The following is a 12611-nucleotide window of genomic DNA, read 5'->3' as shown; positions in this document are numbered from 1 at the left end:
CCATAACTTTATCCCCGAATTGCATAATTAGTAAATCTCTCCCTCAATATCTTGAGCCTCTTGCTGAGCATGTTGATCATAAGCCACCAATTGATAGGCCAATTTGACATAATCATCCTTGTTCACGCGGACTTTGAACAGCATATCTTCTCCGTCCACATCCGTCTCCAGGACATCGCCAATTCGGTACATCAAGGAAATGATGTCTCCCTTGTCAGCCGGAATGCGGAACTCTTTACTCTCACCCATCAGCTTTTCTTGAATAGCGATTCGCAGACGTTCCAGATCATCTGGGTTGTACGCACTTATTTTCAGAAACTCGCCTTCGGTCGAAAGCATCTCCCTATCTTCTTGCAAGCAAAGATCTATTTTATTGAAAATAGTCAGCTGTTCCTTCTGATGTGCACCCAGTTCTTCTAAAACCTCAGCGACAACGCGCATTTGCTCATTTCTCATATCTGTTGAGCTGTCTACGACATGAAGGATCAAATCGGCCTCATTGGCCTCTTCCAGTGTAGCACGGAACGATGCAACTAGATCATGCGGCAGATTCTGAATGAAGCCTACGGTGTCCGTTAGAACAATCTCTTTGCCGCTTGGCAATTCCATCGTCCGCGATGTAGGATCCAGTGTTGCAAACAGCTGATTCTCAATATAGACGTCCGCTTGTGTCAATTGTTTCAATAAAGTTGATTTCCCTGCATTCGTGTAACCTACAAGAGCAACTTGAAACACACCGGTCTTCTTACGGCGTTCACGATGCAAAGTCCGATGGCGTACAACTTCTTCTAGCTGCGCCTTCAGCTCATCAATACGGCCGCGAATGTGCCGACGATCGGTCTCCAGCTTGGATTCCCCGGGACCTCTCGTCCCGATACCGCCACCAAGTCGGGATAAGTTCTTACCTTGTCCCGATAGCCTTGGAAGCAGGTAGCTGAGCTGCGCCAGCTCAACCTGAATAATACCTTCACGTGTTTTGGCACGCTGAGCAAAAATATCCAGAATCAACTGCGTGCGGTCGATAATCTTCACATCCAAGGCAGCCTCTAGATTACGGACTTGAGCACCCGATAGCTCTTGATCGAAGATAGCCGTATTCCCGCCAAGCTCCTCCAATAGAACTTTGAGCTCTTCAACTTTCCCTTTACCAATAAACCATTTGGAATCCTTAGTTTCTTTGTTTTGTGTCAATGTCTCCAAAACAAGCACACCTGCTGTTTCTGCTAACTTGACCAACTCTTGCAGCGAGTATTCCGCTAATAATTCATTTTTCTTCTGTTTCTGAGTGACTAGACTAACGAGTACCGCGCGGTCATCGATTTCTTTCTCAACCATATGTGAAGTTGTTTTCATAAGTGTCTCCTTTACGCTGCATTCAAACGATCGAAATAGCCCCATGCGGGCGTATTCCTTCATCATTGTGTAGGAAATGCTTGGGAAAGTCAATTTGCAGGAACGGAAAGTTCGATTATAACGGTGTTCCCTTCTGCAGACACAAAAATACCGAAAGACCAAAGGCCTCTCGGTAGCTTTCCACCTATTTCAAGTAAATAAACCTTGTCCCAAAAACGAACCCTTAGCTGGAACACCCGGCAGCACGGCGAAATAGCCTCCACCCGTGGTGTCCGTATAGGAAAGCATTTTGTCAGGAAGCTTCGGATTCGTCAGTCTTTTCTGGATTGATTCAAACTGCGTTTGAATATTCCGATTGAAACAAACGAACAACAATCCAGCATTGATTCGGCCAACGTTATCGAGGTTATCCATGAAATTATACCCGCGGCGCAAAATCCGCTCACGCTCTGAATTCTCTCCCGTGCGCGGATTTGAAAGACGGATATGAGAATCTAGTGGTGTGACTTCACCTTTGGTATCGTCAGCAAAATTAGGTTTATCGAATTCTCCATGTCCACCCATCGGCGCTCCGGAAACCTTCTGACGTCCGATAATCTCTTCTTGATCCGAAAATGGTTGTTGATCCCATGTTTCAATGCGCATATGAATACGGCGAACAACCATGTAGGTGCCTCCAGCAAACCAAGATGCACCGTCTCCCGCATCGACCCAAACATTATTGTTCATAAATTGTTCATCTTGCAAGTCTGGATTAGCCGTACCGTCCTTGAAGCCGAACAAGTTCCGTTTCGTCCCTTGGGACTTCACGCCCAACTGTCCGGTCTGCTGCCAGCGCAAATGAGCGACGCCGCGAGCAGCTTTAGAAAAGTTACGAATCGCATGGAAACAAATGATCGGATCATCAGCACAAGCCTGAATAATGATGTCTCCATGGGTCAATTGTTCCTGAAGCGAGTCTTTATGAAAGATAGGCATTTCTGTAAGGCCGGATGGTTTACGAGAACGAAGCCCGAAGCGATCGACGCCATCTTTTTCGAACAAAGACGCACCTACAGCGAAGGTAAGCGTTAATTTACCCGTATCGAGGCCCATTTGCTCCCCGGTATCCACCGGCGGGAACTTACCCTCCTGAGGTTCAGCCGCAAGAGGCTTGCCTTCCATGAGAGTCGCTGCCATTTCGGTCCAAAGCTGTAAAAGCTCCTTTAGCTCCTTCACATCCTTCGTGGTCACATCAAAGGCAGCCACATTCGCAAAGTTCTGCGCCGGAGTCACAACACCGGTTTGATGAGCACCATAAAATGAGATGGTCTCATTCGCTACGCTTGCGGATGCAGTACCTAGTTGTTTGTTCGAAGTGGTAGGTATCACTTTCTGTGCCTTCTCAAGCAGATCCCCAATAACAACGCCTGCAGCACCAGCCGCAGTCATTCCTAAGAAAGCGCGGCGATTCATTTTATCACCCATACCGATGTTTCTCCTTCCATTCCCCTTTATTTACTTAACGTTCCTGGCATTTTCACTAACGGCTCAGCAAGTGCTTCCAGTTTATTTTTTAAATCGATTTGTTTGGCTTGTTCGATTTTGTTGAAATCGTTCCAGGTAACACCAATAGGTGATAGTGTGTTCATGGTTTCGATAACCGTGGCTAAGCTTTTGCTTATTTTCTCATCAAGTGCGGCATCTTTCTTCTTCAGCTCACCTTTAACGAGATCATAGATGGCTTGCGCGCCTTCTACGTTAGCTCTGATAACAGGTATTGTCGCTCCACTCCAACGTTCTTCTTCGCCCGTAATTTTGGTCGCTTGTGCTTCTTCCATCAATTCACCGACACCAGCGATAAAATCAGCAGGATCAATGGTAGTGGATGCAATTGCTTGCTGCATTTTCTTGCCGTCTTCTAGTAAACGTGAAGAGAAAGCTTCAGCTTCCTTCACATTCTTTTTAACAAACAACAAATACTCTATACGATGATAACCTGTGAACTCAGGATCCGTTTCATTCTTAAAATCATCAACACGTGCATCCATGACACCATCCAGCTCGCTAAAAGCCTCAATAATCGGTTCAATTCTCTCATAAGGCATCCGTGATTGTCCATAGGATTCTTGTGCCTTTTTCAGATCGCCGCTCTTCACAGCAGCATCCAGCTGTTCGAGTCCAGTGACTAATTGTTTCCCTTGTTCCTGTACGTATTTATTGTACGCTTTTGCAGCCTCTTGAAGCTCTTTGGATGCTGCGATAACCTCTTTATTAACTGCACCTTTATTATCAGCAAGGGAGGTGCTGAGCTCCGTAATTGCTGCTTTTAAATTAGTATTGAGTGCAGTTAATGTCGCATAATCCAGCTTGTCTTGATTCAATCCTGCTTCTAATGGAGTCAGAAATTTCTCGACTTTAAAATACAGCTCTGGAAATTTCGGTTTTACTTCATCTTCGAAGCTAGCCCACTGATTCTCAAGCAGGGTGGATTGCTTCTTCGGATCTTTAACCTTACTTGTGTCCAGTTGACCCTTCAACTGCTCAAGACTTGTCAGAAGCGCAGCAGATCCTTCTTTTACAGGAACTTTGGCCACTTCTGTTGTTGTTTCCGTTTTACCACAGCCTGCGAGTACAAGTGTTGTTGCAGCTGCTAAAATGATAAGTTGTTGACGTTTATTCATGGGATTGTTCCTCCACTTTTCTATAATTTATGATTTAGATAATGCCATATTTCTCATTTGAATCGTTTTACGACGGTCCCAGATGACTGCAAACAACGCGGTTATCAGGAGAATAAATTGCGGTATAGCACTTTCTAACGTTGGATACAGCGCAATAAAATCCCAGCTTGGCAGCCAAGAAGCTGTCGTTGCAGGCAAATAACCTGCCAATTGAAGCCCATGCACACCCATTCCCGCAAATTTAAAGCAAAGATAGAATACGAAGAAGCTTGAAACTAGGAAGAATGGACGCATTGGAATACGCAGGCCAATTTTTAGGATTAAAAAGGCGACTATGAGTAGGACGGCCACTCCAATTCCTATACCACCAAGAAGTGAGCTTAAGGAGATAGAGGATGCCATACCGATCATGAAGAGAACGGTTTCTGTGCCTTCACGGAAAACAGCGAGAAAAGCAAGCAAACTGAGAGATACTAAACTTCCGGTAGCCAAAGCTTTGACGCTCTGATCCCGTATGTATTTCTGCCAATTGGAGGCACTTGATTTGCTGTGCAGCCAGTAGCTCATATACAGCAGCATGACAGCGGCGAAAATCCCTGTACATCCAGCAATTAAGAAGTTGTTGTTCCCAAATGCACTTGTGGAAAACAACTGTTGAACGACAATACCAAGCACCATACTTACAAACAAGCCACCGAGTACGCCATACCAAATCCATTGTTTCTTATCACCATGACCGGATTTATTCAGGAAACCTAGTAAAGCAATAATGACTAACAAAGCTTCCAGACCTTCTCTGAGCAAAATCGTCGTTGCATCCAGCATGGTGTAGCTTGTTTTGGCCGCTAACGGCTGCAATTCAGCGTGCATTCGCGCAATGGTTGCGGAAGCCTCACCAACTTGAGCGGGAACAGCAGTCAGCTGTGCGTAAGCAGTTACCATGTCTCTTTCCATCGAAGTGTACACAGAAGAAGATTGTGTAAGAACAATACCTTCGATTTGCAACCAGGAATTCCGAAGATTTTGGATACTTGCGGAAGCACCTTCGATATCATTCTGCTTCGTTTGATCGGCCGCTTTCTCCAGCAACTCAACCAAAGAACCTACAGTAATATCTCTACTCCCCTGAACCACTTTACCGAAAGCATCTAGGTTGCCATCAATAAAACTCTTATTCAAATTGTGAAGATTATTCAATCCCGCAACTAATTTCAGCGAATCAATTGGCTGCTTGAGCGTTTGGAAGGATACTTCACCCATCGCTTGCTCAATTTTCTGATAGGCTGCCAATGAGCGCTCCTTTATCCCTTCCTCGTAAGACAACCAGTTGATTTGAAACGTTTCGAATAATTGGGTGGCTTCCTCCAACTTACCGCTATCTGCAGCTTGAATGGCGCGAACAATACCTTCATCAGCCTTGGCCAGATCATCCTCCGCCTTAGCACCTACTGTTAAAGGAAAAAGCAGTATTAGCAGCGATATCCAACTCATTAAGATGACTTTACGCATGAATCACAACTCCCTATAGAAAATAAAACCCAAATTCAACCAAGTTAATATTGATAATCATTATCAACCAATTAATTACTCTGTCTATTTTACTACGTTCAACCAATCTGTCAATTGTTTTATGCAAGAAAAAAAAGCGATTTAACTATTAATAGTTAAATCGCTTTATAAATTTCATTTAAATTTCATATCTTCTGGCCTTATTGACATTAATTCTAATTTTGAAGGCGCATTTACGTATTGACTAAGTAACCTTACCGCCTGATGACGCATCGCTTTCTCCAGGATGTTTCGAACATACCTCGCGTTACTAAATGCACGCCATGTAGCGGCTTTCTCATCGGTTAAATGCTGCTTAAGCTTCACAATCGTTTGTGGAAGAAGAACATATTCTCGGTCTTTGGCCATGAGCTCGGTAATCTGAATCAACTGTTCAATCGGATAGTCCTCGAAATCAATTTGAATAGGAAACCGTGAAGGAAGCCCTGGATTCGTAGCCAGAAATTGCTCCATTTCGTCGCTGTACCCTGCTAGAATAAGGATGAACTCATTCTTCTTATCCTCCATGCCTTTGACCAGCGCATCAATGGATTCCTTGCCAAAATCCTTATCTCCTCCACGTGCCAAACTATAGGCTTCATCAATGAAAAGGATGCCGCCCATCGCCTTTTTCATCAACTCACGAGTTTTAAGCGCTGTATGTCCAATGTATTCTCCTACTAGATCTGCACGCTCCACTTCAATAAAATGACCCTTGCTCAGAACACCCATGGCATGAAACATACGACCCATTAGTCTAGCCACAGTCGTTTTACCAGTTCCGGGGCTTCCTTTGAAAATCATATGGTACACGTGCGCATTGCTGAGCAGCCCGGCTTCTGCGCGAAATTGCGAAATTTGTAAGAGTGCATAGATTTCATGCACCAACTCTTTGACATTATCAAGGCCAATCAGTTGATTCAGCTCTTTGAAAACTTCCGAAAGCGGACCCTCGAGAGGTGTCTTCTTTCCTGTGAGCTGCGGCTCGGCATCGGCTAGCGGCGAAGCGTGAGTCTGGCTGCCTGCTCCATCAACGGCTCGCCTATGCATACCAGGCTCTGGCTGCCGTAAGACGATGTTGATCTGTCTGGATGGCAAGCTTCGACCACTCATGAGGATCACCTCGTTTACAGGATGGTTTGATGGTTCGTATCAATCCATCCTACGCTCCTTTGATGCATTTTAGACCGCGACAGCAGTTAATGATACTTTTGTGACAGGCAATAATGCTCGACCACCGGGAAGGGGTCATAGAAATGGTGCAGCAGCTTCCGCCATTCTTGATACTCTTCAGAGCCACGGAAGCCTACGGTGTGATCCTCCAGTGTTTCCCAGTGAACGAGCAGCAAGTATTTGTTGCTATCCTCGATACACGTCTGCAGCTCATGAGAAATGTATCCATTCATCGATGAAATAATAGATGATGCTTGGCGAAACGCCGCTTCGAACTCCGCACTTTTCCCTGCAATTACAGGAAGGATGGCTACTTCTAAGATCATAGATAAGTCCTCCAGTTGATAATGTATGTTAGAAACCAAATGCTTCTTCTTGAAAATGGGACGTATCTCCGTGAAGCCGGATATGAGGCTCGTTATCAATGATTTCGACAAGACTTAAACAAGTTGGGTGAAAATATGGCGGGATCCACAAGTCTGCTAGAGCTCTTCGCTCGAAGTAAGCCATGATCATTTTCAACGTGACAGTATGTGAAATTAAGGCTATTGTTTTGCCTGCATGTTCTTCTAGCAGTTGCACAATTGCTGGGATGACGCGAGCCTGCAAATCCGCATAAGACTCACCTTGCGTTGGTCTATACAGTTCAGGCGCATGCCAGAATGCATGGAAGTTGTCAGGATCCAAATCTGCAATTTCCGCCGAAATCCGCCCCTCCCAAGCACCTAGATTCATTTCTTTCCACGCATCCGAAGCATGTATTGCTATTTCACGTGAGCCTTTCACGATATCCGCCGTTTGCAAAGTACGGCCGCTGCTGCTCGCAAACAGAACATCAAAATGAACATCCTTCAAAGCATTTGACAACCAGGAGGCTTGCTGCTCCCCTAAAGTTGAAAGCGGTGAATCCAAGTGACCTTGCATTCGGCGCTCTACATTCCACATCGTTTCCCCATGTCGGATTAAATAAAGCTTTGTCATCGACTTCATCCCCCTCCTTGCACTAATATAACATCACTAAAGCTACAAAAGACTCCAAATCCAGCGCACCAAAGTAACGCTGCAATTCCACGCCTGACAACCGTTCTCGGACAGATGACTCTTCATACCGCGAACCACGCAGCGTTTCCTCTAGTTCTGCTATGTCGCTGGCTCCGAAGAAGTCTCCATATATTTTCAAATCATGAATATGACCTTCTTCAATATTTAATCGCACATCTACTGTACCAACACCTTCGAAGCGTTTGGAGTTTTGCGCTGTACTTTTAGGTGATTTCCCGTAGTTCCAGTCCCAGTTCTGATAGCGTTCCTCAGATAGCTCGTGGATACGGTCCCAGTCCTCCTCAGAAAGCTTGTACATGGGAACTTCCGACTCCTCGGCACTGAAAATAGAAGCAAGCAGCTTACTTCGGAATTCCTCCAACGTAATAGGCTCGCTTAGGAACTCTATGATGTTAGCTACCCGGCTGCGAATCGATTTAATACCCTTGGACTGAATCTTATCAAGATTAACCTTAAGGGCAGATACGACGTTTTCGATTTCTGAATTGAAGAGCAGTGTTCCGTGACTGAACATCCTGCCTTTGGTTGCAAATTGAGCATTGCCCGAAATTTTGCGCTCACCGACTTGGATATCATTGCGACCCGTTAAAGCCGCTTCAACACCAAGCTTACGCAGTGCTTCAACAACGGGTTCAGTAAACTTTTGAAAATTGTGAAAAGAGTTCCCGTCATCCTGTGTAATGAAGCTGAAATTCAGATTGCCCAAATCATGATACACAGCTCCGCCACCCGATAATCTCCGAACCACATGAAGGTTATTCTCTTTAACATATTCGGGATTGATTTCTTCAATTGTATTTTGATTTTTACCAATAATAATGGACGGTTCGTTGATGTAAAAAAGTAAGTAACTCTCATCGTTAGGGAGTTGCCTAAGGGCATATTCCTCTATCGCTAAATTAATCCGAGGATCTGTGATTCCTTCATTATCGATAAATAGCATAATCATGCTCCTTCATTGTTGATCATATCTTTGATGTCATGGTGCGATTTAAGGTAACCATCCCTAAGGATTTATAAAAGGCAATGGCACGCTCATTAAATTCCCATACATTTAATTCCAGCGAGGCAGCTGAACGCTCCTTAGCCCAGGCAAAAGAAGCTTCATATAGCTTAGTCCCAATGCCCTGACGCAGAAAATCTGGTGAGACGGCCAGTTCATTTAAATACGCATAGGTTCGAGGCACTAGCGCTTCATAGTTGGGAGATTTCTTCATTTCAAGCATAGCTACCCCAACGACCAGGCCCTCTTTCTCCGCGACCAAAATCACTTTGTTCTGCTGGTCTGAGAAGCTTCGGTACCATCCCATAGCAACAACATGATCTAACCTGGCAAAACGCTCCGGCAAAGCATCCGCATGCTCTTCCTGCCCTACTCGAATGATGGCATTTACGGCTTCGTAATCTTCTAATTGTGCGGTACGAATGATGAGTTCCAAGAAAATCCACCCCTCCTGTTGTTTCATAGCTTACTTGAACCTCTCATGACTAAAGTCACGAGATTCTTGGGTAGTCCCTTCTAACGAAGAGAAATTTACCAAGCTAACCCTGTCGTTCCGACAGTTCGTATAAGGTGTTTACATGGTAAGCAGTCTTTTACCTTCAGCAAGAATATTTAGACTTGCATTGAAGTCTCGCTCATGGTGGGCTCCACAATCGGAACAGTCCCATTCTCGCAACTTTAGGTCTTTAACGTCTTTGTTCTTATAACCACAGCAGGAGCATAGCTGCGAAGATGCGAATGTTTTACCTACAGCCACAACGATGCGGCCATACCACTTCGCTTTGTACGCCAGCATGGAGTGAAACATCGACCAGGAAACCTCGCTAATTGCTTTGGCTAATTTATGATTTTTCATCATGCCCGACACTTGCAAGTCTTCAACCGCAATGATGTCGTGGTTTTTGACAATATGCGTTGAAATCTTTTGCAAGTAGTCCGTGCGAGCATTCGTGATTTTCTCGTGAATACGCGCTACTTTAATGCGCTGCTTCTTCCAATTGCTGCTGCCTTTCATCCTACGTGATAGTTTACGCTGTGCCCTTCCCAATTTTTCTTCCAGTATGCGAAAGAATTTAGGGTTGCCGAACACTTCGCCATTGGATAGAATTGCGAATTCTTTCAAGCCAACATCGATGCCAACTTCATTACCTGTTTTGGGCAACTCATGGCGCTGCACTTCCGTAAGTACAGATACAAAATATTTACCTGATGGATTGCGTCTAATCGTTACGTTCAGGATCCGGCCTTCGACTTCACGGCTTTTGGCAAACTTCACAAGTCCAAGTTTAGGTAACTTGATCTGATTGTCTAAAATTTCAATGTTTCCATTTGTGTAGTTTGTTTGGTAAGACTGTACAGGATTCTTCTTGCTCTTAAACGTAGGTGCATCGTTTTGTTTTTTGAAAAAGCGATGGTAAGCATCACTCAAATTCCTTAGTGCATTTTGTAGAGAAAATTTGTCCGGTTCGTTCAACCAATCTATTTCTTGTTTTAGTTTGGTGAGTTCAGAAGAGCATGCTCCATAACTTAAACCTTTACCTGTCTCCTTGTATGTGTCATTCCATAGAGCTAAAAAACGATTAAACACAAAGCGACTGCATCCAATCGTCTTGTTAAAGAGTGTTGCTTGTTCTTTCGTGGGGTAAATGCGAAATTTGTAAGCTTTGTGATGCAGCATGGTGAAAACGTTCTCCTTTCGTCTTGGAATATAGATCCATTATAGCACATATGTTCGCTATAAAGTATTGTTTGTATCCGTTTTTTAAACATGTGTCGGATAGTTGACGTGGTAAAAGCCACACCCTATCCGAAGTTTTCTAACTAACGACTAAAGTCACAAGTTTGCGAAAACTTTTCAACAAAGAATAATATTTTTCCACTTTGGCGGAGCACGATTATTTTATATACATAACTCTATAATTTTATTTATAATATTGGAAACTTACTTGAGGAGGAGATCGCTAGAAATGAACGAAAAAACAAACTTTTATCTCGCCATCGATTCGGTGGCTTCAAACACGTGGCCTGCCGAGTCAACCGCTTCCCTTGACAATTGGCTCCTACGGGCCTCCCGAGGTGTTACTAAACGTGCAAACAGTGTGCTTGCCATTGGCGAATATCCAAAAGATTCAAATTGGCTTGCAAAAATAGAGCAATTCTATCAAGAGCTTGGTTTACCCGCAATTTTTCATATTAGCGATGCTTCCCCCAAAGGTCTGGATGAATTTCTTGAAACAAAAGGATATGCGATAGAAACGCCATGTTTGATGATGACCGCAGCCACTCAGCAAGTATCCGATAACGCACACCATAAGATGATACAAAATAAATCGTCCATGCAGATGGAATGGTCACAAGCAGCAGACGATCAATGGCTTGACGCTTTTCTCAAGCTTGAACAGTTTCCCGAAGAGCGCAGAGGTTTCTATAGCAGTCTATTTGAACGAATGCCGACTTCGAAGGGGTTCCTCAAACTGAAATTAAACGACCAGATCATCGCGTTAGGTACAGCCATTGTGGAAAACGAATGGGCAGGTTTTATAAACGTCGTTATCCATGAAGGCCACCGAGGCAAAGGACTCGGGTACGTCCTCATGCACGCTCTGACGGAATGGAGTTTGGAGCACGGTGCTGCCAAGCAATATTTACAGGTTGTTACTTCCAATAAACCAGCGGTAACTTTGTATGAAAAGCTGGGTTACCAAGCTAGTTATGGCTATCATTACCGAATTAAGTATGATTTGCAGCCCCTTGTATCATCCTAACAAAGAATTTATCTAGGATGAAAGGAGCAAAAACAAATGGCAACAGCAACACAAAAGAAACCGACATTCCCACCCCAGCATCAGGACCAGCAGCCAGGCATTGAAGCAAAGATGAATCCTCTACCTGTCTTTGAGCATGCTGGGTATAAAGCAGCTGGCAAGCTTAAGGATAAAGTCGCTCTGATTACAGGAGGCGATAGCGGAATTGGCCGCGCGGTCGCGATTGCCTATGCCAAAGAGGGCGCTGATGTCGTATTGGTATATTTGAACGAACATACGGATGCGGAGGATACACAGCGTCATGTGGAAAAGGCAGGACGAAAGTGTCTGCATGTGGCCGGAGACATTGGCGACGAAAATTTCTGCAAACAAATTATTGAACAAGCTGTCGGGAAGTTCGGCAAACTCGATATCTTAGTTAATAATGCAGCAGAACAGCATCCTCAGCCTAGCATCGAGAATATCACTTCGGAGCAGTTGGAACGGACGTTTCGAACCAATATCTTCTCTTTCTTTTATTTGACCAAATCTGCACTACCCCACCTGAAACCCGGAAGTGCAATTATCAACACGGCTTCTATTACCGCTTATCACGGTCATGAGCAGCTGCTCGATTATTCCGCTACAAAAGGGGCCATCGTCACCTTCACACGCTCCCTGTCTCTTCAACTTAACGCTAAAGGCATACGCGTGAATGGCGTAGCTCCAGGTCCAATCTGGACGCCCCTCATTCCTTCTACGTTCACCGCAGAGGAAGTAGCCACGTTCGGCTCGACGACACCCATGAAACGTGCCGGTCAGCCAAGTGAGCTTGCTGCCAGCTATGTTTTCCTTGCAAGTGAGGATTCATCCTATATGGCTGGTCAAATCTTGCATGTGAACGGCGGGGCCATTGTAAACGGATAACTAAGGCAGAATAAATAAAGCATGACTAGCAAGTGGGAAATTCCCGCTTACAGGTCATGCTTCTTTGTTAGTAGATAAGCGTACAAGTTTTATTACACTTCGCGTCATCAGTCTTGACAAACGCGCTCGTCCCTGAAA

Annotated in this window: 12 protein-coding genes; 2 read left to right on the top strand and 10 right to left on the bottom strand. The window is 44.6% G+C overall.

Annotated features, from left to right (window positions below; translation table 11 throughout):
• Positions 1 to 27: 27 nt before the first annotated feature.
• The 10 genes from hflX to tnpB all read right to left on the bottom strand — a co-directional run bounded on the left by hflX (position 28) and on the right by tnpB (position 10480).
• On the bottom strand, positions 28 to 1353 hold the full coding sequence (hflX, locus tag ASG93_RS32210; protein WP_056839002.1) for a GTPase HflX: 1326 nt from the start codon (positions 1351 to 1353) through the stop codon (positions 28 to 30).
• A gap of 189 nt (positions 1354 to 1542) precedes the next feature.
• A complete protein-coding gene (efeB, locus tag ASG93_RS32205) occupies positions 1543 to 2820 on the bottom strand; it encodes an iron uptake transporter deferrochelatase/peroxidase subunit (protein ID WP_056839000.1) in 1278 nt (425 codons plus the stop codon).
• A gap of 26 nt (positions 2821 to 2846) precedes the next feature.
• Complete coding sequence (locus tag ASG93_RS32200; protein ID WP_056838999.1) at positions 2847 to 4016, bottom strand: EfeM/EfeO family lipoprotein; 1170 nt, start codon at positions 4014 to 4016, stop codon at positions 2847 to 2849.
• A 27-nt stretch (positions 4017 to 4043) separates the two neighbouring features.
• Positions 4044 to 5525, bottom strand: coding sequence for an FTR1 family iron permease (locus ASG93_RS32195; RefSeq protein WP_056838997.1), 1482 nt, complete (start codon positions 5523 to 5525; stop codon positions 4044 to 4046).
• A 174-nt stretch (positions 5526 to 5699) separates the two neighbouring features.
• Positions 5700 to 6677 (bottom strand): AAA family ATPase, encoded by a 978-nt coding sequence (locus ASG93_RS32190; protein WP_056838995.1) that lies wholly within the window; start codon positions 6675 to 6677, stop codon positions 5700 to 5702.
• An 86-nt stretch (positions 6678 to 6763) separates the two neighbouring features.
• Entirely contained in the window at positions 6764 to 7063 is a 300-nt protein-coding gene (locus ASG93_RS32185; protein ID WP_056838993.1) for an antibiotic biosynthesis monooxygenase family protein, read from the bottom strand.
• Between the two features lie 28 nt (positions 7064 to 7091).
• Entirely contained in the window at positions 7092 to 7718 is a 627-nt protein-coding gene (locus tag ASG93_RS32180; protein ID WP_056838991.1) for a histidine phosphatase family protein, read from the bottom strand.
• 22 nt (positions 7719 to 7740) lie between these two features.
• Positions 7741 to 8742, bottom strand: a complete 1002-nt coding sequence (locus ASG93_RS32175; protein ID WP_056838989.1) for a lipoate--protein ligase — start codon at positions 8740 to 8742, stop codon at positions 7741 to 7743.
• 22 nt (positions 8743 to 8764) lie between these two features.
• Positions 8765 to 9265, bottom strand: a complete 501-nt coding sequence (locus tag ASG93_RS32170) for a GNAT family N-acetyltransferase (protein WP_082615219.1) — start codon at positions 9263 to 9265, stop codon at positions 8765 to 8767.
• A gap of 111 nt (positions 9266 to 9376) precedes the next feature.
• Positions 9377 to 10480 (bottom strand): IS200/IS605 family element RNA-guided endonuclease TnpB, encoded by a 1104-nt coding sequence (gene tnpB, locus ASG93_RS32165; RefSeq protein WP_056838985.1) that lies wholly within the window; start codon positions 10478 to 10480, stop codon positions 9377 to 9379.
• A gap of 289 nt (positions 10481 to 10769) precedes the next feature.
• On the opposite strand from tnpB, the gene ASG93_RS32160 reads away from it, so the two are divergent.
• Positions 10770 to 11567 (top strand): GNAT family N-acetyltransferase, encoded by a 798-nt coding sequence (locus tag ASG93_RS32160; RefSeq protein ID WP_056838983.1) that lies wholly within the window; start codon positions 10770 to 10772, stop codon positions 11565 to 11567.
• Positions 11568 to 11603: 36 nt separating this feature from the next.
• Positions 11604 to 12473 (top strand): SDR family oxidoreductase, encoded by an 870-nt coding sequence (locus tag ASG93_RS32155; protein ID WP_056838981.1) that lies wholly within the window; start codon positions 11604 to 11606, stop codon positions 12471 to 12473.
• Positions 12474 to 12611: the final 138 nt, after the last annotated feature.

The organism is Paenibacillus sp. Soil787, from assembly GCF_001429545.1.
GTDB lineage: Bacteria > Bacillota > Bacilli > Paenibacillales > NBRC-103111 > Paenibacillus_E.
This window is presented reverse-complemented; position numbering and strand designations above follow the sequence as displayed.